26 protein-coding genes are annotated in these 24,722 nt (G+C 67.7%); 23 read left to right on the top strand and 3 right to left on the bottom strand.

Annotation, left to right across the window (positions count from 1 at the left end):
* Window positions 1-2: 2 nt before the first annotated feature.
* Window positions 3-578, bottom strand: a complete 576-nt coding sequence (locus ACFPN1_RS05485; protein ID WP_386753641.1) for a Maf family protein — start codon at window positions 576-578, stop codon at window positions 3-5.
* A gap of 5 nt (window positions 579-583) precedes the next feature.
* Entirely contained in the window at window positions 584-955 is a 372-nt protein-coding gene (locus ACFPN1_RS05480) for a hypothetical protein (protein WP_386753639.1), read from the bottom strand.
* A 145-nt stretch (window positions 956-1,100) separates the two neighbouring features.
* Between ACFPN1_RS05480 and ACFPN1_RS05475 the strand changes: the two genes are divergently transcribed.
* From ACFPN1_RS05475 to ACFPN1_RS05410, 14 genes are all read left to right on the top strand, one after another.
* Window positions 1,101-1,646 carry a YceD family protein gene (locus ACFPN1_RS05475; protein ID WP_386753638.1) on the top strand — a complete coding sequence of 182 codons (546 nt, stop codon included), beginning with the start codon at window positions 1,101-1,103 and terminating at the stop codon, window positions 1,644-1,646.
* A gap of 28 nt (window positions 1,647-1,674) precedes the next feature.
* Window positions 1,675-1,869, top strand: coding sequence for a 50S ribosomal protein L32 (rpmF, locus tag ACFPN1_RS05470; protein WP_386753636.1), 195 nt, complete (start codon window positions 1,675-1,677; stop codon window positions 1,867-1,869).
* A gap of 312 nt (window positions 1,870-2,181) precedes the next feature.
* Window positions 2,182-3,162 (top strand): beta-ketoacyl-ACP synthase III, encoded by a 981-nt coding sequence (locus ACFPN1_RS05465; protein WP_386753634.1) that lies wholly within the window; start codon window positions 2,182-2,184, stop codon window positions 3,160-3,162.
* 126 nt (window positions 3,163-3,288) lie between these two features.
* The gene (gene fabD / locus ACFPN1_RS05460; protein ID WP_386753632.1) at window positions 3,289-4,224 is read left to right on the top strand and encodes an ACP S-malonyltransferase; all 936 of its coding nucleotides are present in this window, start codon (window positions 3,289-3,291) and stop codon (window positions 4,222-4,224) included.
* On the top strand, window positions 4,221-4,967 hold the full coding sequence (fabG, locus tag ACFPN1_RS05455) for a 3-oxoacyl-ACP reductase FabG (RefSeq protein ID WP_386753631.1): 747 nt from the start codon (window positions 4,221-4,223) through the stop codon (window positions 4,965-4,967). The genes fabD and fabG overlap by 4 nt, the downstream gene beginning before the upstream one ends.
* Window positions 4,968-5,098: 131 nt before the next feature.
* Window positions 5,099-5,338: an acyl carrier protein gene (gene acpP / locus ACFPN1_RS05450; protein WP_200613703.1), complete on the top strand. Its 240-nt coding sequence runs from the start codon at window positions 5,099-5,101 to the stop codon at window positions 5,336-5,338.
* Window positions 5,339-5,523: 185 nt separating this feature from the next.
* Window positions 5,524-6,762: a beta-ketoacyl-ACP synthase II gene (fabF, locus tag ACFPN1_RS05445; protein ID WP_386753629.1), complete on the top strand. Its 1,239-nt coding sequence runs from the start codon at window positions 5,524-5,526 to the stop codon at window positions 6,760-6,762.
* 434 nt (window positions 6,763-7,196) lie between these two features.
* Window positions 7,197-8,552, top strand: coding sequence for an aminodeoxychorismate synthase component I (locus ACFPN1_RS05440; protein ID WP_386753627.1), 1,356 nt, complete (start codon window positions 7,197-7,199; stop codon window positions 8,550-8,552).
* Window positions 8,549-9,388 carry an aminodeoxychorismate lyase gene (gene pabC, locus ACFPN1_RS05435; RefSeq protein WP_386753626.1) on the top strand — a complete coding sequence of 280 codons (840 nt, stop codon included), beginning with the start codon at window positions 8,549-8,551 and terminating at the stop codon, window positions 9,386-9,388. Before ACFPN1_RS05440 ends, pabC begins: the two co-directional genes overlap by 4 nt.
* Window positions 9,385-10,449, top strand: a complete 1,065-nt coding sequence (mltG, locus tag ACFPN1_RS05430; RefSeq protein WP_386753625.1) for an endolytic transglycosylase MltG — start codon at window positions 9,385-9,387, stop codon at window positions 10,447-10,449. Before pabC ends, mltG begins: the two co-directional genes overlap by 4 nt.
* Complete coding sequence (tmk, locus tag ACFPN1_RS05425) at window positions 10,446-11,096, top strand: dTMP kinase (RefSeq protein WP_386753624.1); 651 nt, start codon at window positions 10,446-10,448, stop codon at window positions 11,094-11,096. Before mltG ends, tmk begins: the two co-directional genes overlap by 4 nt.
* The gene (locus ACFPN1_RS05420; protein WP_386753622.1) at window positions 11,093-12,079 is read left to right on the top strand and encodes a DNA polymerase III subunit delta'; all 987 of its coding nucleotides are present in this window, start codon (window positions 11,093-11,095) and stop codon (window positions 12,077-12,079) included. The genes tmk and ACFPN1_RS05420 overlap by 4 nt, the downstream gene beginning before the upstream one ends.
* Entirely contained in the window at window positions 12,076-12,441 is a 366-nt protein-coding gene (locus ACFPN1_RS05415; RefSeq protein ID WP_386753621.1) for a PilZ domain-containing protein, read from the top strand. Before ACFPN1_RS05420 ends, ACFPN1_RS05415 begins: the two co-directional genes overlap by 4 nt.
* A gap of 154 nt (window positions 12,442-12,595) precedes the next feature.
* On the top strand, window positions 12,596-13,609 hold the full coding sequence (locus tag ACFPN1_RS05410) for a diguanylate cyclase (protein ID WP_386753619.1): 1,014 nt from the start codon (window positions 12,596-12,598) through the stop codon (window positions 13,607-13,609).
* A 41-nt stretch (window positions 13,610-13,650) separates the two neighbouring features.
* On the opposite strand, the gene ACFPN1_RS05405 is transcribed toward ACFPN1_RS05410, so the two are convergent.
* Window positions 13,651-15,693, bottom strand: a complete 2,043-nt coding sequence (locus tag ACFPN1_RS05405) for a 3-hydroxyacyl-CoA dehydrogenase NAD-binding domain-containing protein (protein ID WP_386753617.1) — start codon at window positions 15,691-15,693, stop codon at window positions 13,651-13,653.
* A gap of 247 nt (window positions 15,694-15,940) precedes the next feature.
* Here ACFPN1_RS05405 and rpoE point away from each other — a divergent pair, with 247 nt between their 5' ends.
* The 9 genes from rpoE to recO all read left to right on the top strand — a co-directional run bounded on the left by rpoE (window position 15,941) and on the right by recO (window position 24,713).
* Window positions 15,941-16,567 carry an RNA polymerase sigma factor RpoE gene (gene rpoE / locus ACFPN1_RS05400; RefSeq protein ID WP_386753615.1) on the top strand — a complete coding sequence of 209 codons (627 nt, stop codon included), beginning with the start codon at window positions 15,941-15,943 and terminating at the stop codon, window positions 16,565-16,567.
* Window positions 16,564-17,463 carry a sigma-E factor negative regulatory protein gene (locus ACFPN1_RS05395; protein WP_386753614.1) on the top strand — a complete coding sequence of 300 codons (900 nt, stop codon included), beginning with the start codon at window positions 16,564-16,566 and terminating at the stop codon, window positions 17,461-17,463. The genes rpoE and ACFPN1_RS05395 overlap by 4 nt, the downstream gene beginning before the upstream one ends.
* Window positions 17,464-17,545: 82 nt before the next feature.
* On the top strand, window positions 17,546-19,078 hold the full coding sequence (locus ACFPN1_RS05390) for a DegQ family serine endoprotease (protein WP_386753612.1): 1,533 nt from the start codon (window positions 17,546-17,548) through the stop codon (window positions 19,076-19,078).
* Between the two features lie 109 nt (window positions 19,079-19,187).
* Window positions 19,188-20,981 carry a translation elongation factor 4 gene (lepA, locus tag ACFPN1_RS05385; RefSeq protein ID WP_386753611.1) on the top strand — a complete coding sequence of 598 codons (1,794 nt, stop codon included), beginning with the start codon at window positions 19,188-19,190 and terminating at the stop codon, window positions 20,979-20,981.
* Window positions 20,982-21,116: 135 nt separating this feature from the next.
* Window positions 21,117-21,920 carry a signal peptidase I gene (lepB, locus tag ACFPN1_RS05380; protein ID WP_386753610.1) on the top strand — a complete coding sequence of 268 codons (804 nt, stop codon included), beginning with the start codon at window positions 21,117-21,119 and terminating at the stop codon, window positions 21,918-21,920.
* A 30-nt stretch (window positions 21,921-21,950) separates the two neighbouring features.
* Window positions 21,951-22,334: a DUF4845 domain-containing protein gene (locus tag ACFPN1_RS05375; protein WP_386753609.1), complete on the top strand. Its 384-nt coding sequence runs from the start codon at window positions 21,951-21,953 to the stop codon at window positions 22,332-22,334.
* Window positions 22,335-22,994, top strand: a complete 660-nt coding sequence (gene rnc / locus ACFPN1_RS05370) for a ribonuclease III (protein ID WP_386753608.1) — start codon at window positions 22,335-22,337, stop codon at window positions 22,992-22,994. It begins immediately after the preceding gene.
* Between the two features lie 63 nt (window positions 22,995-23,057).
* Window positions 23,058-23,966, top strand: a complete 909-nt coding sequence (era, locus tag ACFPN1_RS05365; protein WP_386753607.1) for a GTPase Era — start codon at window positions 23,058-23,060, stop codon at window positions 23,964-23,966.
* Window positions 23,967-23,981: 15 nt separating this feature from the next.
* Window positions 23,982-24,713 (top strand): DNA repair protein RecO, encoded by a 732-nt coding sequence (gene recO, locus ACFPN1_RS05360; RefSeq protein ID WP_386754051.1) that lies wholly within the window; start codon window positions 23,982-23,984, stop codon window positions 24,711-24,713.
* Window positions 24,714-24,722 lie beyond the last annotated feature (9 nt).

Here is a 24,722-nt window from a genome sequence, read left to right as displayed (position 1 = left end):
CGCTAGGGCAGGGTGAAGCCCGCTTCGCGCAGCAGGCGCGCCGTCGCAATCAACGGCAGCCCGATCAGGGCGGTGGGATCGCTCGAATCGATCGCTTCGAACAGGGCGATGCCGAGTCCTTCGGATTTGAAGCTGCCGGCGCAGTCCAGCGGTTGTTCCGCATCCACATAGCGCTCGATCTCGGCGAGCGACAGCGAGCGGAAACGCACGGTCGTCGTGTCCATGGCGATGCGCGGCGCGTCGCCCTGCCGCTGCACGCACACCGCGGTGCGAAAGCGCACTTCGCGGCCGGACATGGCACCCAGTTGCGCGATCGCACCGTCGCGGCTTCCGGGCTTGCCCAGCGGCTGTTCGCCGAGTTCGGCCACCTGGTCGGAACCGATCACGAAGGCACGGGGCTCGCGTTCGGCGATCACGCGCGCCTTGGCGATCGCCAGCCGCTCGGCGAGATAGGTTGGCGTTTCTCCCGGCAGCGGCCGCTCGTCGACTTCCGGGCGGGCCACGTCGAAGGGCAGGCGGAGCCGGGCGAGCAGCTCGCGCCGGTAGGCCGAAGTGGAGGCCAGGATCAGGCGCGTCATGCCGGTCAGCTCTGCGGTGCGCGGGCGCGCGCGATCCGGGCGAGCTGGGTGTCGATGCGGGTGCGGGCCGCGTCGATCGACACCCGCACCTCCGCCAGCTGTTCCAGGCTGGCCTCGCGGCCGTGGTCGCGCAGCCAGAGCCGCTGGCGGAGCATCTCCCGCATGGCTTCGCCCACCGGGTCCGGACCCTGTTCGCCGGCGACGGCCTCGATCTCGGCCCGGGCCATGCGCAGGCGCGATTCCAGGGCATCCGCAGCATCCAGGAGCTCGCGGACCGCACGGGCGCGGCGGCGCGGGCTCCGCTGCCGCAGCAGGGCCGCAACGACGATCACGACGCCGGCCGCGACCACGATCCAGATCAGCACAGGCAGGGTCACGGCACCGGCTTTCAGCGAGGGGGCTGCAGTCTGAACCGCCGGGCCCCGTTTACACAAATCGCCCGGGGCGACGACAAAACCCTCGTAGTCACAAGGACTTGCGGTTTGACACGGGGCGTGGCGAGGCTCTAACATCCCGCGTCTTATGTCAGCCGGCACGCCATCCGAACGGGTTCCCGAAGTTCTGGACGCCTGGCGGATGGTGGCGGCGCGGCGGGGAGTCGAAGGACGCCTGCCGCTGTCCACGCTGACGCGGCTGGAGAGCAGTCTGCTCGATACCGAAGGCGATGTCCGGTTCGCGCTCGATTTCGATCGCGATTCGCTGCAGGTGCCTTACGTCGAGTTGCGGATCGAAGCCGAGCTGCCGCTGGAATGCCAGCGCAGCCTGGAGCGGTTCCTCCTGCCGGTGAAGATCGTGCAGCGGCTCGGGCTCATTCGCGACGAAGCGGAAGAGGCTGCGCTGCCGCCGGGTTACGAACCGCTGTTGGTGCCCGAAAACGGCGAACTGCGGACGACCGAGCTGGTGGAGGATGAACTCATCCTCGCCGTGCCGGTGGTCCCGGTGAGTCCCGGCAGCGAGGCGGTGGAGCGCGACTGGCCCGTCACGCAGACGGAACAGGACGAGCTCAGCAAGAGCAGCGCAAATCCGTTCGCCGCCTTGTCGGCACTGAAGTCGAAACCGAACAAATAACCAGCTTTAATTTTTCCGGAGCAAGACCATGGCAGTTCAGAAGTCCCGCGTCACCCCGTCCAAGCGTGGCATGCGCCGTTCGCACGACGCGCTGTCGGCCAAGCAGCTGGCGACCGACCCGACCACCGGCGAGACCCATCTGCGCCATCACGTGACCGCCGACGGCTACTACCGCGGCAAGAAGGTCATCGACACCAAGTCGAAGGTCGCCGACGAAGAGTGAGTTGTTCCCGCGCCTGCGGCGCGGAATGACTGCCGTCGTCGGGGCGCCGCGTAGCGGCCGTACGACGCCGGAACGGGACGGGCGCGCAAGGCGCCCGTTCGCGTTTGCGTGATGGAAATTGCGGTTATTCCCGCTGTGCGCGAGCGGGAGGATATCGGGCGCCCTGTGCGCCCGTTTGCGTTTGTGCATTGCGCCAACGGCCGCCCAAGCGAGTAGCATTCAGCCTTTGCCGTCCGGGCTTCCGGGCGCCCAGACTTCCGTCGGCCGTCACGGGCAGCTTTGCGTCCGTCGCCGCTCCATGATGAGAAAAGCATGACCCAGCAAGTGTTCGCGCGCATCGCAGGTACCGGCAGCTACCTCCCGGAAAAGGTGCTCACCAACGACGACCTGTCGAAGATCGTCGACACCAGCGACGAATGGATCGCCGCACGCACCGGCATCCGCCAGCGTCATGTCGCCGCCGAAGGCCAGACCACCGGCGACCTGGGTTACAACGCAGCCGTGCGCGCGCTCGAAGCCGCCGGCGTCGATGCGAAGGATCTCGAGCTCATCGTGGTCGGCACCACCACGCCCGACCTGATCTTCCCGTCCACCGCCTGCCTGATCCAGCACCGCCTCGGCGCCGATGGCTGCCCGGCGTTCGACGTCAACGCGGCCTGCTCGGGTTTTGTCTATGCGCTGACGGTGGCCGACAAGTTCATCCGTTCCGGCGCGGTGAAGACCGCGCTGGTGATCGGTGCCGAAACGCTCACCCGCATGGTCGACTGGAGCGACCGCACCACCTGTGTGCTGTTCGGCGACGGCGCCGGCGCGGTCGTGCTCAAGGCCGATACCGAAACCGGCATCCTCAGCACACACATGCACGCCGACGGCGGCAAGAAGGAATTGCTGTGGAACCCGGTGGGCGTGTCGGTCGGCTTCAAGCCCGGCGAGGACAACGCCGGCGTGCGTATCCACATGAGCGGCAACGAGGTCTTCAAGCACGCAGTGAAGGCGCTCGACTCGGTCGTCGAGGAAACGCTCGAAGCCAACGGCCTGGATCGCCACGAGATCGACTGGCTGATCCCGCACCAGGCGAACCTGCGCATCATCGAGGCGACCGCGAAGCGCCTGGACATGCCGATGGACCGCGTCGTGGTCACCGTCGACAAGCATGGCAATACCTCGTCGGGCTCGGTGCCGCTGGCACTGGACCACGCGGTGCGCTCGGGCAAGGTGCAGCGCGGCCAGCTGGTGCTGCTGGAGGCCTTCGGCGGCGGCTTCACCTGGGGCTCGGCGCTGCTGCGTTACTGAGGATCACGGGCGCGGAGTAGACTTCCGCGTCCTCTCGCTGCATACGCACTGGTACAGACGGATGATCGGCTTCGCCCGTATCATGCCGCCTCTTTTTTGAAGGGAACCGCCGTGACGGAGCCTTCCGTGCAACTTGCATTCGTGTTTCCGGGGCAGGGCTCGCAATCCCTGGGCATGCTCGGTGAACTTGCCGGCGCGCACGCCGTGGTCCGCGAAGCCTTCGCCGAAGCCAGCGAAGGGGCAGGCGTCGACCTGTGGTCGCTTTCGCAGGAAGGCCCCGAAGAGCAGCTCAACCGCACCGAGTTCACGCAGCCGGCCCTGCTGGCCGCGGGCGTCGCGGCATGGCGCGCCTGGCAACAACAGGGCGGCGCGCAGCCGTCCGTGCTGGCCGGCCATAGCCTGGGCGAGTACACGGCGCTGGTCGCCGCCGGCGCGCTGTCGCTGCGCGACGGCGCGAAGCTCGTGCGCCTGCGCGGGCAGCTGATGCAGGACGCCGCGCCTGCCGGCACCGGCGCGATGGCCGCCGTGCTCGGCGCCGAGGACGAACTCGTGCTCGAGGTCTGCAAGGCGGCTTCCGGCGACGAAATCGTCGTGCCGGCCAACTTCAATTCGCCGGGCCAGATCGTGATCGGCGGACACGCCGCCGCAGTCGACCGCGCGCTGGCGATGCTCGGCGAACGCGGCGTGCGCAAGGCCGTGAAGCTCGCCGTCAGCGTGCCGTCGCACACGCCGCTGATGCGCGAAGCCGCGAACCGTCTTGCCGAAGCCATGAACGATCTCGCCTGGCATGCGCCGCAGTTGCCGATCGTGCAGAACGTCGACGCCGAAGTGCACGACGGCATCGACTCGATCCGCGGCGCGCTGGTCCGCCAGCTTTACCTGCCGGTGCAGTGGACCGGCTGCGTGCAGGCGCTGGCCGCGCGCGGCATCACCCGCATCGCGGAGTGCGGTCCGGGCAAGGTGCTTGCCGGCCTCGCCAAGCGCATCGACAAGTCTCTCGAGGCGCGCGCCCTGGGCACGCCCGCCGAATTCGAATCCGCACTCACGGAGTGGAAAGCATGAGCAACCTCCCGCTCACGGGTGAAATCGCGCTGGTCACCGGCGCGAGCCGCGGCATCGGCGCCGCGATCGCCGACGAGCTCGCCGCGCAGGGCGCCACGGTCATCGGCACTGCGACTTCCGAAGCGGGCGCGAAGGCGATCGCCGACCGCCTGGCGGCCAACGGCGGCCACGGCCGCGTGCTCGACGTCAGCAACGGCGAATCGATCGATGCGGTGATCGAAGGCATCGCCAAGGACATCGGGCCGGTTTCCATCCTCGTGAACAACGCCGGCATCACCCGCGACAACCTGCTGATGCGCATGAAGGACGAGGACTGGCAGGCCATCCTCGACACCAACCTCACCAGCGTCTATCGCACGTCGAAGGCGGTCATGCGCTCGATGATGAAGGCGCGCAAGGGCCGCATCATCAACATCGCCTCGGTCGTCGGCGTCACCGGCAATGCAGGTCAGACCAACTACGCCGCGGCCAAGGCCGGCATCATCGCCTTCAGCAAGTCGCTGGCGAAGGAAATCGGTTCGCGCGGCGTCACCGTCAATGTCGTCGCGCCCGGCTACATCGCGACCGACATGACCAGGGATCTGCCCGAAGACGCCAAGCAGGCGCTGATGAACCAGATCGCCCTGGGTCGCCTCGGTGAACCCGCGGACATCGCCCGTGCGGTAGCCTTCCTCGCAGGTCCCGCGGCCGCCTACATCACCGGCGAGACCCTGCACGTGAACGGCGGCATGTACATGCCTTGAGATTGGCTTCGACCGGTTGCCCATGCATCCGTAACCGGTTGAAGCGAAAGGGTTTTCGCGACCTTCGCGAACGCCCGCGATTCATTTAGACTATTCCATCGAATTCCCGATCCCGGGAGGAGTGAGACCCAATGAGCAGCATCGAAGAGCGCGTCAAGAAGATCGTCGTCGAACAACTCGGCGTGAAGGAAGAGGAAGTCACCAACAACGCTTCGTTCGTCGACGACCTCGGCGCGGACTCGCTCGACACCGTCGAGCTGGTGATGGCCCTCGAAGAAGAGTTCGAGTGCGAAATCCCGGACGAGGAAGCCGAGAAGATCACCTCGGTGCAGCAGGCCATCGACTACATCAAGGCGCACGTCAAGGCCTGATGCTGTCGCGGAGACCGGCCTTGCCGGCTCCGGTGGTTGGCCATCCGATCCGTCGCTGATGGCGAACCGCAAAACCAGACCGGGGCCGCGTTCTGCGGCCCCGCGTTTTTGAGCCACAGGCACCGTACTGTGGCGTTCAATCGCAATTCCAGCCGGCAAGGCCGGCGCAGCGTTCGGAGTGTTTCATGTCGAAAAGGCGCGTAGTGATCACCGGCATGGGTACCGTGTCGCCGCTGGGCAACGATCTGGCAACGACCTGGGACGGCATCGTCAACGGCCGCTCCGGCATCGGCCCCATCACCCACTTCGATCCGTCCGTGTTCACCACCCGCATCGGCGGCATGGTGAAGGACTTCGACGTCACCAAGTGGGTCAATCCGAAGGACGCCAGGAAGATGGATGAGTTCATCCATTACGGCGTCGCCGCCTCGCTTATGGCGCTGGAAGACGCGGGCCTGGAGATCGACGATTCCAATGCCGAGCGCATCGGTGCGCTGATCGGCTCGGGCATCGGCGGACTGCTCGGCATCGAGGAGCAGACCGTCAAGTTCCACGAGGGCGGCGCACGCAAGATCTCGCCGTTCTACGTACCCAGCACCATCATCAACATGCTGCCCGGCCAGGTGTCGTTGCTCACCGGCGCCAAGGGCCCGAATTTCTCCGCCGTTTCCGCCTGCGCCACCTCGAACCACTCGATCGGCATGGCGATGCGCATGATCCAGTACGGCGATGCCGACGTGATGATCGCCGGCGGCGCCGAGCGCGGCTCCTCGCCGACGTCGGTCGGTGGTTTCTGCGCGATGAAGGCGATGTCCACGCGCAATGACGAGCCGACCAAGGCCTCGCGCCCGTGGGATCGCGATCGCGACGGCTTCGTCCTCGGCGACGGCGCCGGCATCCTGATCCTGGAAGAGTACGAACGCGCCAAGGCGCGCGGTGCGCGCATCTATTGCGAACTCTCGGGTTTCGGCGCGTCCTCGGATGCGTTCCATATGACCGCGCCCAGCGAAAACGGCGAAGGCCCGGCCCGCTGCATGGTCGCGGCAATGAAGGACGCGGGCGTGAATCCGGAGCAGATCGGTTATCTCAACGCGCACGGCACCTCGACGCCGCTGGGCGACCTGGCCGAAACGCTGTCGATCAAGCGCGCGCTTGGCGACTACGCCTACAAGACCATGGTGTCTTCGACCAAGTCGATGACCGGCCATCTGCTCGGTGCCGCGGGCGGCGTCGAAGCGATCTTCACCGTGATGGCGATGCATACGGGTGTCATCCCGCCGACCATCAACCTCGACAATCCGGGCGAGGGTTGCGACCTCGATTACGTGCCGCACACCGCACGCGAAGCGAAGGTCGATGTCGCGGTGTCCAACGGCTTCGGTTTCGGCGGCACCAACGGCACGCTGGTGTTCAAGCGGATCTGACGCTGGCGCCAACTGCAGATGCATCCGGTCCCCGCTTCGGCGGGGATCTTTTTTGGAAGTCGGCTCCGGATCGGCGCTGCCCGCTCGGTGGGGGATAGCTCCGCCCACCCGACGACATCCTGTCTTTAGGGTGGGTCGCAGCCCATCCATGGGCTGCTCTCCGCTATCCCCCACCGGGCGGGCAGCGCGTCGCGAGGGTGAAGTCCGCGCTTCGTTTTGGCTTTTTTCTTCGAGCACCCGTGATCCCCGGACGCCGGTGGCCTCTGCGCGTGCGTGACGTGCGCGGCATGGCTGCCGCGCCCGAGTCCCCATGGATGGGTTCACGGCGTGTCGCGCAAGCCAGGGGCCGCCGGCGTCGCCACGAGGACCTGTCGGCACGCTTTTGCAGTTTCGACAACCGACCACGACAACCCAAACGCGGTCTAATACACACCATGCTGTTGACCCGACCCATCGCCCACCCCGTCGACCTGCTCGCGCTGCATCGCTTCGCGCCGTTGCGCTATCCGTTGCTGCTGGAGTCCAGCGCGCATGGCACTGCGCAGGGGCGCTGGGACATGCTGCTGGCGGCGGATGGCGATTCGTTGCGGCTCGATCGCGACGGCACGGTTCGCGATGGCGACGACCGCAGGATGGAAGGCGACTTTTTTTCCGCCCTCGATGCCGCATGGCGAACACAACGCATCCCGCGGGACGAACCGCGCTGGCCGTTCCGTGGCGGCTGGGCTCTGTTGCTGGGCTATGAACTCGCCGCACAGGTCGAGCCGGTCCTTCGCCTGCCTCCGGCGCCGGGCGGCTTGCCGATGGCGTTGGCATTGCGCTGTCCCGCGGCGGTGCTGCGCGATCATGCGACCGGCGAATGCGTCGTGGTGGCCGAAACGACCCATGCGGATCTGCTCGACGCGATCGCCCGGGATGTCGAAGGCGCGCGCGCCATGGAGCCGCTGCCGGCATGGCAATCGCCGTCGACCGTCGGGGAGGACGAACCGGCCCGTTACACCGATGGCGTGCAACGCGTCCTCGATTACCTCGCCGCCGGCGACGTGTTCCAGGTGAACCTCTCGCGCGGCTGGCAGGCCCGTTTCGACCACGCGCTCGATCCTGCCGCGCTGTTCCAGCGCCTGCGCGAGAACAACCCGGCGCCGTTCGCCGGGGTGTTCGCGCAGCAGGGCTGGGCGGTGGTGAGTTCCTCGCCGGAACGCCTGGTGTCCGTGCGCGGCGATCTCGTCGAAACGCGGCCGATCGCCGGCACGCGCGCGCGTTTCGCCGGCGACGACGACGCCGAGCGTATCCGCGAGCTGGTCGGCCATCCGAAGGAACGCGCCGAACACGTGATGCTGATCGACCTGGAACGCAACGATCTGGGACGCGTGTGCGTGCCGGGCAGCGTCGAAGTCGACGAACTGATGACGGTGGAGAGCTATACGCACGTGCACCACATCGTCAGCAACGTGCGGGGGCGGCTTCGTGCCGACGTCGCGCCGGGCGAGGTGATTCGCGCGGTGTTTCCGGGCGGCACGATCACGGGCTGCCCCAAAGTGCGCTGCATGCAGATCATCGCCGAACTCGAAGGCGAGGGTCGCAGTGCCTACACCGGCGCTATCGGCTGGCTCAACCGCGATGGCGACCTCGACCTCAACATCCTGATCCGCAGCGCGGAAGTGGAAGGCGCGACGCTGCGCTTCCGCACGGGCGCCGGCATCGTGGCCGACTCGGATCCGCAGCGGGAACTGGAGGAAACGCGCGCGAAGGCGCGGGGCATGCTGCGCGCGCTCGGAGTGGGCGGGTGAGCGAGCGCGTCTTCTCCGGCGCGACCCGGATCGAATCCGTCCCGGGCAATGATCGCGGCATCGCCTACGGCGATGGCGTGTTCGAAACCATGCGCGCCGCGCGCGGCGGGATCGCGTGGTGGCCGGCGCATTGGACGCGGCTGCAGGAAGGCGCGCGACGCCTGGGCATCACGCCTCCGGATCCCGCTTTCGTCCGCGCGCAGGCGGATGAGCTGCTGGCCGACGACGATGCCGTGCTCAAGTTGATCGTCACGCGCGGCAGCGGTGGGCGCGGCTACGCGCCCGACGCAGGCGCCGCGCCGACCTGGGTGCTGTCCCGGCACGCGCTGCCGCCTGCGGCACCCGCAGCGGGCGTGGTCCTGCGCTGGTGCAGCACCCGCCTGGCGCTGCAGCCGGCGCTCGCCGGCATCAAGCACTGCAATCGCCTGGAGCAGGTGCTCGCGCGCGGCGAATGGAACGATCCGGCGGCACCGGACCGCGATGCCTTCGAGGGTCTCATGCGAAGCGTCGAGGGCGACGTGGTGTCCGCGACCGCGGCCAATCTCTTCGTGCTGCGCACGGGCCGGTGGTGGACCCCGCGCATCGATCGCTGCGGCGTGGCGGGCGTGTGCCGCCGCTGGTTGCTGGATGACCTGGACGCACGGGAATCGCGGCTCGATGTGACCGACATCGAAACCGCGGATGCGGTTTTCCTGTGCAATGCGGTGCGGGGTATCCTGCCGGTCGCCAGGCTGGGCACCCGGACGTGGACTCCGCATGCGCAGGTAGCCGCCGCACGCGAACGCCTGGCGCAGGCCAACCCGGCTTTCAGTGCAATCAATCCGGAGACGACGTGAGTCGCAAATCCAGCCGCCGCTTCGGCGGGCTTCTTTTCCTGCTGTTGGTCATCGGAGCGGGGTACTGGGCCTGGCAGCACTATGCCGGCTTCGCGTACCGCCCCATGCCGGGTATTGCCGCGGGATCTTCGGTCATCGTCAAGCCGGGCGATTCGCTGCCGGCGGTGCTGCGCAAGCTGCGCGCGGCGGGCGTCGAACCCGGCGATTCGTTGCAATGGCGCCTGCTGGCGCGCCAGCTGCAGGCGGCGGGAAGACTACAGGTTGGCGAGTATCCCCTCGACACGAACACCACGCCGCGCGAACTGCTGATCGCAATGCGCGACGGCAAGGTGATCCAGCGCCGCTTCACCATCGTCGAAGGCTGGAACATCCGCGAGCTGCGCGCCGCGCTCTCGCGCGCGAAGCCGCTCGAGCAGGAAACCGCGCAACTCGACGATGCCGCGCTGATGGAGGCGCTGGGACACCCCGGGCAGCATCCGGAAGGTCGCTTCCTGCCGGAAACCTACCTCTACACCGCCGGCGACAGCGATCTCGACGTCCTGCGCCGCGCGCACGACGCGATGGACAAGGCATTGGCCAGCGCCTGGAAGCAACGGCACGAAGACAGCGTGTTGAAGACGCCGGACGAAATGCTGACGCTGGCCTCGATCGTGGAAAAGGAAACCGGCATCGCCGCCGAACGCCCGCAGATCGCGGGCCTGTTCGAGAGACGCCTGAAGCTGGGAATGAAGCTGGAGACCGATCCCACCGTGATCTACGGCATGGGCTCGGGTTACGGCGGCAACATCCGCAAGGCGGACCTGCGCACGGATACGCCCTACAACACCTACGTGCGCGCGGGCCTGCCGCCCACGCCCATCGCGATGCCCGGCGTGGACGCGCTCCAGGCGGTCGCCAATCCGGCGCCGGGAGATGCGCTGTTCTTCGTCGCGGTCGGCGACGGCAGCGGGCGCCACCTGTTCGCACGCACCTACGCGGAGCATCAGGCGAACGTCGGCCGCTATCTGAAGAATTACCGCGCGCGGCAAGGCGCATCGGCCGCCACGACGGAGAAGCAATGACGCTGCAGAGCCAGGCCCGTTTCATCACGCTCGAAGGCGGCGAGGGCGCGGGCAAGTCGACGGTGCTGTCGGCGCTGCGCGGTTTCCTCGCCGAGCGCGGCTTCGAGGTCGTCTCCACGCGCGAACCCGGCGGCACGCCATTGGCCGAGCAGATCCGCGGTCTGCTCCTGGACACGCACCACGAGTCGCCCTCGGCCGAGGCCGAATTGCTGCTCATGTTCGCCGCGCGCGCGCAGCATGTCCGCGAAGTGATCCTGCCGGCGCTGCAACGCGGAGCCTGGGTGATCAGCGATCGCTTCACCGATTCCAGCTATGCCTACCAGGGCGCCGGCCGTGGCCTGGATCCGGACTTCATCGCCACGCTCGAGCATCGCGTCGTCGGCATCGCGCCGGCGATGACGCTGCTGCTGGACATCGGCGTCGCGCATGCGCGCGAGCGCACGCGCGGGCGCGATCTGGTGCCGGGCGGAAACGGTCCGGATCGCATCGAGCGCGAGCAGGACCACTTCTTCGAACGCGTGCGCGCCGGATTCCTTGCGCGCGCCGAGGCCGAGCCAGGGCGCTTCCGGGTCATCGATGCGACCCAATCCGTGGAGGCGGTCGCGACGCAGGCCGTGACCTGCCTGCGCGCGCTGGTGGCCGCATGAGCGGATCGGTTTTCGCGGGCTTCGCTCCCTGGCAGCAGCGGATCTACGGCCAGGCGTCCGCTGCGCTGGACGCGGGGCGACTCGGGCACGCGCTGCTGTTCGCCGGTCCCGCCCAGTTGGGCAAGCGCGCAGTCGCGCAGCGCATGGCGCAGCGGGTGCTGTGCGAGCAACGCGGCGCCGACGGCGAACCCTGCGGGCAATGCCGCGGTTGCCGTCTGTTCGAAGCGGGCACGCATCCCGATTACCAGTTCATCTCGTTCATCCCGAACAAGGAAGGCACGCGGCTGCGGACCGAGATCATCATCGAGCAGGTCCGCGAGTTGTCCCAGCGCCTGGCGCTGACGCCGCAATACGGTGGCGCCCAGGTCGCGATCATCGACCCGGCCGACGCCATCAACCACGCCGCCAGCAATGCCTTGCTGAAGACGCTCGAGGAACCGGTCGCCGGGCGCTATCTGTGGCTGGTGAGTGCGCATCCGTCGCGCCTGTCGGCAACGATCCGCAGTCGTTGCCAGAAGCTCGAGTTCCGCCTGCCGCCGCCCGAGGAAGCGGTGGCATGGCTGCGCGCGCGCGGCCACGCCGCCGCCGCGGCGAACGAGGCGCTCGACGCGGCCCGTGGCCATCCCGGCCTCGCGCACGAATGGCTCTTGGGCAGCGGGATGGCGCTGCGGCGCGAAGTCGCCTCCGACCTCGCGAAGCTGGGGCGCGGGGAAGCGACGGTCGCCGACACGGCCCAGCGCTGGGCCGCGGACGACGATCTCGGGCTGCGGCTGCGCCACGCGGCGGACCTCGCCCTGGCCGAAGCAGGACGCTTGACCGATCCGGCGCGAGCGCGCAGGCTGGCCGAGTGGTTCGATCGCGCCAACCAGGTCCGCGACCTGTTGCGGACCACGGTGCGTGCCGATCTGGCCGTCGTCGAATTGTTGCTGGCCTGGCGCGGTAGTGGAGCTGCCGCCGCGGCCTCCGGAGGAAGCAGGGGATGAGCGGTATGACGGGAGCAGGAGGCGCTCGACAGGGCATCCTGTCGCACGCAATCAAGGACAAGGCGGCGCTCTACAGCGCCTACATGCCCTTCCTCAAGTCCGGCGGCATATTCATTACCACCACCAAGCGCTATTTCCTCGGCGACGAGGTGTTCCTGCTGCTGACCCTGCCCGAGTCCACCGAGCGCCTTCCCGTCGCAGGCAAGGTGGTCTGGGTCACGCCCCCGGGCGCCCAGGGCAATCGTCCGGCGGGCATCGGCGTGCAGTTCCCGGACACGGCGGAAGGCGAAACGGTGAAGGGCCGGATCGAAGCCCTGCTTGCAGGCACCCTGACCGCCGAGCGGCCTACGCATACCATGTGAGCGGGTGCGGACGAATTCCGTCCCGCCCTTTGCGCCATCCGGACGGCTGCTGAGCTAACCTCGGCTCCGCAGGAGGGCGGACATGAGTGCGCCAAGCGAAGCACGGAAGCCGGCAGACAACGAGCATCTGCAATTCGTCGGGCGCATCTTCCGCATGCGCCTGCTCGGGCTGGGCGCCGGCTGCGTTGCCGTCGGCGGCGTGCTCTACCAGCAACATGCGGCCTGGCCCTGGTGGGCGCTGCTCGCCTTCGACGGTTACGTGTGGCCGTTCATCGCCTATCTGGTCGCCCGGCATAGCCGGAATCCCATCCAGGTGGAACGCAGGAGCCTGGTGGCGGATTCCATGGCCGGCGGCATGTGGATCGCGGTGATGCAGCTGAACCTGCTGCCCACCGTCCTGCTCGCGGTCATGCTTTCCGCCGACAAGGTGGGCGTGGGCGGATGGCGCTTCCTCGCCCGCACCGCAACCGGGCAGCTCATCGCCTTCTGCGTGACCTGGACGCTGCTCGGCTTTCCGTTCCGCCCTGAGACCTCGACGCTGACCATCCTGTTCAGCATCCCCTTCATGGTCCTCTACCCGATGGGATTGAGTACGGTGGCCTACGCCCTGGGTCGCAAGGTGGTGCGGCAGAACCGCGAGCTGGAGCGGCTTTCCCGACTCGATGCGCTGACCGGCCTGCCGAACCGGCGACAGTTGGAGGAGGCTGCCTCAACCGAGTTCTCGCGTGCGCGCCGCACCCAACGTGGCGCGGCCTTGCTGGTGCTGGACATCGACCACTTCAAGCAGATCAACGACGGCTTCGGGCACCCGATCGGCGATCTGGTCCTCAAGCAACTGGCCGCTGCCCTGCAGGCCAGCGTGCGCAGGATCGATACCCCGGGACGCTTCGGGGGCGACGAGTTCGGCGTGGTGCTTACCGAAGCGACGCTGGCGGAAGCGGCGGACATTGCGCAACGCATCCGCGAAAACATCCTCCGCGCGGCGGTGCGGTTCACCGTCAGCATCGGCGTCGCCGAACTCGATCCGGATATCGAAAGCGTCGGCGAATGGGTCCGGCGCGCCGACCAGGCCCTCTACATCGCGAAGCGGGAGGGCCGCAATCGGGTCGCGCACAGCCGGCCGGCGGATGCGCCGGTCACCTCCGCGACGGAGGCGTCCGTCGGTTAGGCAACGCTGCCACGCTGGCAGCGGCTGCCTTCACCTGTCGCCTACAGTCGATCCCAACCGGGGCGGGGCGCGAAGCGCTCGCCATGCGCCGCCTGCAGCGCCCTGAGTCGCTCCAGCAGCTTCTGCGTGCCGGTTTCGCGGATGTACTGGATGGGACCGCCGCGGAAGGGCGCAAAGCCGGTGCCGAAGATCACGCCCGCGTCGAGCAGGTCGGCGTCGGCGACGACGCCGTCGTGCAGGCAGGCCACCGCTTCGTTGAGCAGGGGCAGGATCAGGCGGTCTTCCAGATCCGCCGGCATCTTGTAGTCCTTGGGAAGCTCGGGCTTCTGCGCCTTGCCGTCGACCCAGCGGTACAGCCCCTGGCCGTCCTTCTTGCCCCGCTTGCCGGATTCCGGCGGCGTCGCCAGCGCGGCCGGGATCGGCAGGCCGAGGAAGGGGGCCAGTTCGGCGCCGACGCCCGCGGCGACGTCCAGCCCCACCGTGTCGATGAGTTCGATCGGTCCCATCGGCATGCCGAACTTCACCGCAGCCCGGTCGATCGCGGGGCCGGGGATGCCTTCGGCGAACGCGGTCGCGGCTTCGAGCATGTACGGGAACAGCACACGATTGACCAGGAAACCCGGCGTGCCGGCCACGGGCACCGGCAGCTTGTCGATCGCCCGGCAGAATGCCGCCAGGCGCTGCCCGGTTTCGGCGGCCATGCGGTCGTGATGGATGATTTCCACCAGCGGCATCAGCGCGACCGGATTGAAATAGTGCAGGCCGGCGAACTGCGCGGGACGCGCGATGTGTTCGCGCAGTTCGGTCAGCGGGATCGACGAGGTGTTCGTGGTGAGCAGCGCGTCCGGCTTCATGCGTGGCTCGACGGCGGAGTAAAGCTCGCGCTTGGCTTCCGCCTTCTCGATGATCGCCTCGATCACGAGGTCGGCCTGCGCGGCGCCGTCACCGGCGAGATCGCCTTTCAGGCGCGCGGCGACGGCAGTGCGCTTCGCCTCGTCCTTCACCTTCTTGTTGAACAGTTCGGTAGCACGCGCCAGCGCACCGTCGATGAAGCGCTGCTCGCGATCGCTCACTGTCACCTCGAAGCCGCGATACGCCGACCACGCCGCGATGTCGCCGCCCATCACGCCTGCGCCCACCACGTGCACGTGGCGGATTCCATGGTCCTTGCCCCCGGAAGACTTGAGGCGTTCCTGCAGGAAGAACACGCGGATGAGGTTGCGCGCGGTCGGCGTCGACGACAGCTTCACCACCGCTTTGCGCTCGGCCGCCAGCAGCGACTGCACGCCGCCGCTCGCACGTTGCCACGTGGTGATGAGCGCATACGGTGCCGGGTAGTGTTCCTTGCGCGCCTTGCGTGCGACCTGCTTGACCAGCATCGGCGCCAGCAACTGGCGCGCCGGCCAGGTGTTCGTCGCCCACGCGGTGAAGCGCTGCTTGAACGGACGTTGCGTGCCGCGTAGCGCCAGTTTTGCCGCTTCCTCCACCAGCGACGCAGGATCGACCACCCGGTCCACCAGGCCGATCGCGCGCGCGGCCGACGCCGAGAGCGAGCGTCCCGTCAGCATCATGTCGAACGCCGCCGGTGCGCCGACGAGGCGCGGCAGGCGCACGCTGCCGCCCCAGCCCGGGAAAATGCCGAGCTTCACTTCGGGTAGTCCGATCCGCGTGGAACCATCGCTGCTGGCCACGCGGTAACGGCAGGCCAGCGCCAGCTCCGTGCCTCCGCCCATGCAGAAGCCATGGATCGCGGCGACGGTGGGGAAGGGCAGTTCGGCCACGCGCTGGAAGACCTGCTGGCCGCGCCGGATGGCGTCGTTGACGTTGCCGCGCGCGTCGAACTCGGCGAATTCGCGGATGTCGGCGCCGGCGATGAACCCGCTCGTCTTGGCCGAGCGGATGAGCAGCCCTTTCGGCGGGTCCAGGGCCAGGCGCTCGAGCAGGCCGTCGAGCTCGATCAGCACCTCCTGCGCGAACGTGTTCACGCTCGCCCCCTCGCGATCGAACGAGAGCACGACGATCCCGTCGTCGCGTTGCTCGGGTTTCCAGTGCTGCAGGCGAAGACCGTCAAGGCCAGCGATCATGCGGGACCATCCTTACGAATCAGAGGAGCGGTGCCTGGCACCGGACTGGCCGCATTCGCGGCCGCTTGCTGCGTCCTATCATCCAGAGCTTGTTTCGACCGCGTCAAACCGTATGGTCGGACCATGACGCCTGGCGCTTGCAGCGTATGGTCCGCGCCCCCATGAATGTCCTCATGAGTGAACTTTCGCCCGTCAGGGGTGTCCCACGATTCGGCCTCGCCGAGCTGACAGGAGTGCCGGCGCAGTGATGGCCGAAAAATCGTCGACCCCGGAAACCGACCTGGACCAGGAGCTGGTCCGGCGCGTGCAGCGTGGCGACAGTGCCGCGTTCGATGCCTTGGTGCGCAAGTACCAGCATCGCATCGTGGCCCTGATCGGGCGCTACATCGCCGACTGGAGCGAATGCCAGGACGTGGCGCAGGAAACCTTCATCCGTGCGTATCGCGCGCTGCCCAATTTCCGGGGCGATTCGCAGTTCTATACGTGGTTGCATCGCATCGCCGTGAACACCGCCAAGAACCACCTCGTCGCGCAGAACCGCAGGCCGCCCACCGACGACGTCGATGCAACCGACGCCGAGCAGTACGACGCCGGCGCGCGCCTGCGCGAAACGGCGACGCCCGAGCATGAACTGTTGCGTCAGGAAATCGAACTTACCGTGATGCGCGCTGTCGAAGCCTTGCCCGACGAGCTGCGCATGGCGATCAGCCTGCGCGAGGTCGACGGGCTGAGTTACGAGGAGATCGCCGCTAGGATGGATTGTCCGATCGGCACGGTGCGTTCGCGCATCTTCCGCGCACGCGAAGCCATCGACAGCCAGCTGCGGCCCTTGCTGGACCATGACGCGAACCTGCGGGAGCGTGCCCACCGATGACGAACCGCGCCGACACGAGTTCCAACCCGAATTCCAACCATCATTCGCTGCACCCGCGTGACGATCGCGAGGCGCTCAGTGCGTTGTTCGATGGTGAATTGCCCGGCGATGCGATCCGTTTCGCACTCAAGCGCCTGGATCACGACATCGAATGGCGCGAGACCTGCGGTCGCTGGCAGCTGATCGGCGATGCATTGCGCGGCGAGGCCACCGTCGTCTCCGCCCCGGATTTCGCGGCAGGCGTCATGCGTGCACTGGCCGGGGAACGGCAGGTCGCCGGTCAGGCGGTGGCGCCGGCAATGGGTGAAGCGATGAAGGCGGCGCCTGCGCGTCGTCGCTGGATCGGCGGCGCGGCGCTCGCGGCGTCGGTCGCCGTCGCGGCTGTGCTGGTTCTCCGGCCGTACTCCACGGGTTCTTCGCCGACGGACTCTCCGTCGACCGGTACCCGGCTTGCCGCCGGGGCTGCGACTCCGCGCCCCGCGCCCACGCCGGCAGGTACGACGAGTACGCCAACCGACACTCCCGCCGCCACGACTCCTGCCGTGGTTGCCGCGTCGGCCGCTACCGCCGTTGCCAGCCTGGCGCGCCGACCGGAACGCCCGGTGCGGACCTCGCGGTCGACCCGCGCTCCGGTTCCGCCAACGACCACGGAACCCGATGCGATTGCCGCTGCCGCGGTGACGTTGTCTGCCACGGGCCATCCGTTCCATCCGCGCGTCGACGACATCGTCACGCGCCCTTGGCCGCGTTCGGTGTTGTCCGACAGTGCGGCCGGCGGAGTGACGGTCAGTTTCGGGCGGGAGCCCACGCGGTCGTCTTCGTTCTATCCGTTCGAGCCGCGTCTGCCCGCGGAAGCCGAATCCTCCCTGCCGCCGCCCGCCGATCCGCAGCGCTGATCCGCGCCGCCGGCTGATCCGCAGCCGCACGGCATGGCGCCGTGCTGCCGTCCTACCTCAACCCCTCGACTATCCGATGCCTATGAACCGACCGCTTCGCTCGCTGGCTGTGCTCGGCCTCATTGCCGCCGCACTGCCGACTGCCTGCACCGCCCAGCCCCCGGCCGACGCGTCCGTGCCGATTGCCACCACTGCGCAGACGGTGCCGGCCACGCCGCTCGTCACCGGGTTGCCGGACTTCACCAATCTGGTCCAGCAGGTAGCGCCGGCGGTGGTCAACATCAGTGCCGAAGTCGGTGCGCGCCGTGTCGCGCGCAGCGGCGGAACGCCGGACGAGGACCAGATCCCCGAATTCTTCCGCCGGATGTTGCCGCCGGGGATCTTCGAAGGACCGGAAGGTCCGCAGATGCCGCAGGTTCCGCACGGTTTTTCGATGGGAACCGGCTTCCTCATTTCCAACGACGGCTACGTGCTGACCAACCACCACGTGGTCGACGGCGCGGATACGGTGACGGTGAAGCTGTCGGACCGCCGCGAGTTCAAGGCCAAGGTGGTCGGCAGCGACCAGCAGTCCGACGTGGCGTTGCTCAAGATCGACGCCAAGGGGCTGCCGGCCCTGCGCATGGGCGATTCCACGCGCCTCAAGCCCGGTCAGTGGGTCGTCGCCATCGGCTCCCCGTTCGGGCTTGACCAGTCGGTGACCGCGGGCATCGTCAGCGCGGTGGGGCGGGCCAATCCCTACGCCGACCAGCGCTACGTGCCCTTCATTCAGACCGACGTGGCGATCAATCGCGGCAATTCCGGCGGGCCGCTGCTCAATACGGCCGGTGAGGTCGTCGGCATCAATTCGCAGATCTTCAGCAACTCCGGCGGGTACATGGGCGTCAGTTTCGCGATTCCCATCGACGTGGCGATGAGCGCGGCCGACCAGATCAAGAAGACCGGCAAGGTCAGCCGTGGCCAGCTGGGCGTGCAGGTGCAGGCGATTTCCGCCGACGACGCCCGCGGGCTCGGGCTGCCCGACGCCAGCGGCGCCCTGGTTGCCGTGGTCGTGCCGGGCAGCGCTGCGGCCAAGGCGGGCATCGAACGCGCGGACGTGATCCGTTCGGTCAACGGCCGCAAGATCAACGTTTCCAGCGACCTGCCGCCGCTCATCGGTGGCCTCGCCCCCGGTTCCCGGGTGCGCCTGGGCATCCTGCGCGACGGCAAGCCGCGTGAAATCGAGGTCACGCTCGATGCGCTCAACGAAGAACTCGCCGGTGGCGCCGTGGATCAGTCCGGTCCGGACGAAGAAGGCCCCGCGCCAGCCACGGGGCGCGGCAATGCGCTCGGCCTGGTCGGGCGCGACCTCAGCGCCGCCGAACGGCAGCAACTGGGCCTGCAGGCGAACGAGGGCGTGCGCCTGGCCCGTGTCGGCGATGCCGCGGCCGAAGCCGGGCTGCAGCCGGGAGACGTGATCCTGTCGGTGGGACGGACCAGCGTGGCCAACGCCGCGGCCCTGGATCGCGCCCTAGCGGGAGTGAAGGACGGCCAGACCGTGATGCTGCTGGTCCGGCGCGGCAACGCGACCCAGTTCATCGCCGTCACCGCGAGTGAGGACGAAGCCGCCGGGTGATCGGCCCTCTGCGCCGATTTCCGCTGCGCCCGCCCCCAACAGGGCGGGCGCAGGCGCGTATGCGATAATCGCGCGTTAACTTTTCCGAGACGGCACGAAGCCGCCCCGCATGCAGCGCATCCGCAATTTCTCCATCATCGCCCACGTCGACCACGGCAAGTCGACGCTTGCCGATCGCATCATCCAGCTCTGCGGCGGCCTGGAGGCCCGCGAGATGGAAGCCCAGGTGCTCGACTCCAATCCGATCGAGCGCGAACGCGGCATCACCATCAAGGCACAGTCGGTCTCGCTGCCGTACAAGGCGCAGGACGGGCAGGTCTACCAGCTCAATTTCATCGACACGCCGGGCCATGTCGACTTCAGCTACGAGGTGAGCCGTTCGCTGGCGGCGTGCGAAGGCGCGCTGCTGGTGGTCGATGCGGCGCAGGGCGTCGAGGCGCAGTCCGTCGCCAACTGCTACACGGCCGTCGAGCAGGGCCTCGAAGTCGTGCCGGTGCTCAACAAGATCGACCTGCCGACCGCCGACGTCGACCGCGCCAAGGCCGAGATCGAGGCCGTGATCGGCATCGACGCCACCGATGCCGTGGCAATCAGCGCCAAGACCGGCCTCAACGTCGAGCAGGTGCTGGAGGCGATCGTCCACCGCATCCCGCCGCCGAAGCCGCGCGATACCGACAAGCTGCAGGCGCTGATCATCGACTCCTGGTTCGACAATTACCTGGGCGTGGTGTCGCTGGTGCGCGTCATGCAGGGCGAGATCGTCCCGGGCAGCAAGATCCTGGTGATGTCGACCGGCAAGACGCACCAGGTCGACCAGGTCGGCGTGTTCACCCCGAAGCGCAAGGTGCTCAATAAGCTCGGCGCGGGCGAAGTGGGCTGGATCACCGCATCGGTGAAGGACGTGCACGGCGCGCCGGTCGGCGACACGCTGACGCTCGCCGGCGATCCGGCCCCGAAGCCGCTGCCCGGCTTCCAGGAAATGCAGCCGCGCGTGTTCGCGGGCCTGTTCCCGGTCGACGCCGAGGATTACCCCGCGCTGCGCGAATCGCTGGAGAAGCTGCGCCTCAACGACGCCGCGCTGCGTTTCGAGCCGGAGAGCTCGGAAGCGATGGGCTTCGGCTTCCGCTGCGGCTTCCTCGGCATGCTGCACATGGAAATCGTGCAGGAGCGTCTGGAGCGCGAGTACAACCTCAACCTGATCACCACCGCGCCGACGGTGATCTATGAAGTCCTCAAGACCGACGGCACCGTCGTGCCGATGGACAATCCGGCCAAGCTGCCGCCGGTGAACATGGTCGAGGAGATCCGCGAGCCGATCATCCGCGCGAACATCCTCACGCCGCCGGACTACATCGGCAACGTGATCAAGTTGTGCGAGGAGAAGCGCGGCGTGCAGCTGGGCATCCAGTACATGGCCAGCCAGGTGCAGATCAGCTACGAGCTGCCGATGGCGGAAGTGGTGCTCGATTTCTTCGACAAGCTCAAGTCGGTCTCGCGCGGCTACGCCTCGCTGGACTACCACTTCCTGCGCTTCGATGCGGGTCCGTTCGTGCGCGTGGACACGCTGATCAACGGCGACAAGGTCGACGCGCTCAGCATCATCTGCCACCGCAGCCACGCCGACCGCCGCGGGCGCGACCTGTGCGAGAAGATGAAGGACCTGATCCCGCGCCAGATGTTCGACGTGGCGATCCAGGCCGCGATCGGGTCGCAGATCATCGCGCGCAGCACGGTCAAGGCGATGCGCAAGAACGTGCTGGCCAAGTGCTACGGCGGCGACATTACCCGCAAGAAGAAGCTTCTCGAGAAGCAGAAGGAAGGCAAGAAGCGGATGAAGCAGGTGGGCCGCGTGGAAATCCCGCAGGAAGCCTTCCTTGCCGTGCTGCAGGTCGACAGCAAGTAGCGGCGAAGTCGCGCGTCGGCAGCGGCGGCGCGCGCCCGGCGTTTGTGGAAGGGGTGAACTCTTCGATACGCTCGGGGTCAGCTGTAGTCCCGATGTCCCGTCCGGACTTTTCAATCCGGCTCCGAAGGAGCAAGCATGAAGTGGTTTGAGATCATCCTCGTCATCCTGACCCTGTTCACCGGCGTGGTCTGGCTGCTGGACAAGCTGTTCCTCGCGAAGCGTCGCGCGGCCAGGGCGGGGTTGCTGGACGACGGGGAAGAGCCGTTGGTCGTCGACTACTCCAAGGCTTTCTTCCCGGTGCTGGCGGTCGTGCTGATCCTGCGCAGCTTCGTCGCCGAACCCTTCCGTATCCCCTCGAACTCGATGATGCCCACCTTGCTGACCGGCGACTTCATCCTGGTCAACAAGTTCGCCTACGGGCTGCGTCTTCCGATCACCAACCGGAAGTTCCTGGACGTCGGCGAGCCGCAGCGCGGCGACGTGGTGGTGTTCCACTTTCCCGGCCGTGGCCCTCAGGACCCGAACAAGGGCGTGGACTTCATCAAGCGCGTGATCGGACTGCCGGGCGACCGCATCGGTTACCACAACAATCAGGTCACGGTGAACGGCACGCCCGTCGGCTACGAGGAGATCGGCACCTACCAGGGGACCGGCAAGGGGGCGGAGATGACGGGCTCCCTGGAATTGCGTGAGAATCTGCCCGGGCGGCCGCATTCCGTCCTCGAATCCTCGGCTTCGCCGTTCATGGATCCAGGGGAAGGCGATTGGCAGGTGCCGCAGGGGCAGTATTTCGTGATGGGCGACAACCGCAAGAACAGCGACGACAGCCGATACTGGGGTTTCCTGCCGGAAAGTCAGCTTCGCGGCAAGGCATTCCTGATCTGGATGAGCTGGGACGGCGGGCTCGAATACCGGCGGATTGGCACCAGCATCCGCTGACGTTCGGTTCGACAACTGGGGAGAGCTCGGATGAAGCGTAAGCAGCAAGGCATGACCCTGATCGGGTTCATCATTTCAATGGCCGTGGCCGGCGTGTTCATCTACGTGGGCATGCAGTTGTTCCCGATGTACAGCGAGTTCTTCGCGGTCAAGAAGTCGCTTGCCAGCCTGGCCAACGAGCCGGGCATCGCCGAGGAAAGCCCGGACAAGATCAAGGACAAGTTCTTCAAGCGGATGTACATCAATTATTCCGAGGAACACGTCAAGTCCGAGAACATCAAGATCATCCGCCGCGACTACGGCTGGATGATGACCGTGGATTACGAAGTGCGCCGTCCGGTCATCGCGAACCTCGATGTGGTCGGCAAGTTCCACGCCGAGCAGGAGCTCAACCGCCACCTCGCGGGCGACTGATTGGGCACAAGCATCACGCACCGCTTCGCCCGCCAGGACCTGCTGACCCAGGCACTGACCCATCGGAGCGCGGGCGCTGCCCACAACGAGCGCCTCGAGTTCCTGGGCGACGCACTGGTGAACCTCATCGTCGCCGAGGCGCTGTTCCAGCACTGGCCGCATGCTGACGAAGGCGCGCTCACCCGGGCGCGCGCCGAGCTCGTCCGCGAATCCGCACTGGCGGCGATCGCGCGCGAACTGGATCTCGGCGCCCGGCTGATCCTCGGTCCGGGCGAGATGAAATCGGGCGGACACCGCCGCGATTCCATCCTGGCCGACGCCGTCGAAGCCGTGGTTGCCGCCATCTACCTGGACGCCGGATTCGAAAGCTGCCGCGATGCGGTGTTGCCCTGGTTCCAGGCGCCCATGGAAGCGCTGCCGCCGCCGCACAAGGTCGGGAAGGATGCGAAGACGCGCCTGCAGGAATGGCTGCAGGGCAAGCAGAAGCCGCTTCCGCTCTACGCATTGCTGTCCGAGAGTGGCGAAGAGCACGCCAAGACGTTCCATGTCTCCTGCACCCTGCAGGCCCCACCGCTGGTGACCGAAGGCGAGGGCGGCTCGCGTCGCGCGGCCGAGCAGAAGGCTGCCGAAGCCGCATTGAAGGCGCTGGGCGCTACCTGATCCTCCATCGATTCCGCCGTGCACCGTTTGCCCTCGCAGACCGGGGGGCGGACAATTCCTCCCATGACCGAATCCCCTCATCGCGCCGGCCACGTCGCCGTCATCGGCCGGCCCAACGTCGGCAAGTCCACGCTCGTCAACGCCCTCGTCGGGGCCAAGGTCAGCATCGTGTCGCCCCGCCCGCAGACCACGCGCCACCGGCTGCTGGGCATCGCTTCGTTTCCCGAAGGCCAGCTGCTTCTCGTCGATACGCCCGGCATCCACCGCGAGCAGAAGCGGGCGATGAACCGGCTGATGAACCGCGCCGCGCGCGGCGCGCTCGAAGGGGTCGACGCTGCGATGCTGGTCGTGCGCGCGGGGCAGTGGGACGACGAGGATACGCTGGCCTACGACGCGCTGAAGGGCGCCGGCCTTCCGGTCATCCTCGTGGTGAATCAGGTGGACCGGGTCACCGACAAGACGAGCTTGCTGCCGTATCTGGCGAAGATCTGCGAAGGGCGCGATTTCGCCGGCGTGCATCCGGTCTCCGCACTCAAGCGCAGTGGTCTCGATGCGCTGGTCAAGACGGTGCTGGGCCAGCTTCCCGAGCAGCCGGCGCTGTACGACGAAGACGAGATTACCGACAAGAGCCAGCGCTTCCTCGCAGGCGAGCTCGTGCGCGAACAACTGATGCGCCAGCTGGGCGAAGAACTGCCCTACGCGACCACCGTGGAGATCGAGCGCTTCGTCGAGGAACCCTCGCCCAAGGGCGTGCTGTTGCGCATCGGGGCCGTCATCTGGGTGGAGCGCGAGGGCCAGAAGAAGATCGTGATCGGCAAGGGCGGCGAACGCCTGCGCGAGATCGGCGCGAAATCACGCCTGCAGATGGAGCGCCTGTTCGATGCCAAGGTGTTCCTGGAGACCTGGGTCCGCGTACGCGAAGGCTGGTCGGACGACGAGGCCGCGCTGCGCGCGTTCGGCTACAACGACTGATCGTTGTCCATCGCCATGCGGTACACCGCCGAGCCCGCTTTCGTGTTGCATGCCCGGGCCTGGCGCGAAAGCAGCCTGCTGGTCGAAGTGCTCACGGCGGAGCATGGCCGGCTCGGACTGCTCGCCCGGGGCGTGCACGGATCCAAACGTCATCTGCTCCGTGCCGCCCTGCAACCCCTGCAGTTCATCCGCTTCGACGCCGTGCAACGCGGCGAGCTGGCCACGCTCGCCGGCGCCGAGGCACTGGATGCGGCGCCGCGCCTTGGCGGCGAGGCGACGCTCGCCGGCTTCTATCTCAACGAACTCACGCTGCGCCTGGCGCCGCGCGGGGATCCGCAACCGGAATTGTTCGAGGCCTATGCCAGCGCGCGCCGGCGACTGGGCGAGGGCGAGCCGCTGGCGTGGACGCTGCGTCGCTACGAGCGCAACCTGCTGGACGCGCTGGGGTTCGGATTCGACTGGACAAGCGATAGCGAAGGCGCCCCGGTCGATGGTGCTGCACGTTACCGCCTGGATCCCGAGGCTGGGCCGCGCCGGCTGCTCGCGGACCGCGGCCACGCCGACCGGCGCGGCGCGGCGACGGGCCGCGCATTGCTCGCGCTCGCGGCCGATGCCCTCCCGGGGGACGAAGACCTCGCCAGCCTGCGGCGCCCGATGCGCGAAGTGCTCGCCTACCACCTCGGGCCGCGTGGCCTGAAATCCTGGGAGATGCTGGGCGAGCTCGCGCGCGTGTCGTCGGGCGAGTGAGCCGGCATG

It is taken from the genome of Lysobacter yangpyeongensis, assembly GCF_042655745.1.
Classification (GTDB): domain Bacteria; phylum Pseudomonadota; class Gammaproteobacteria; order Xanthomonadales; family Xanthomonadaceae; genus Agrilutibacter; species Agrilutibacter yangpyeongensis.
This window is presented reverse-complemented; position numbering and strand designations above follow the sequence as displayed.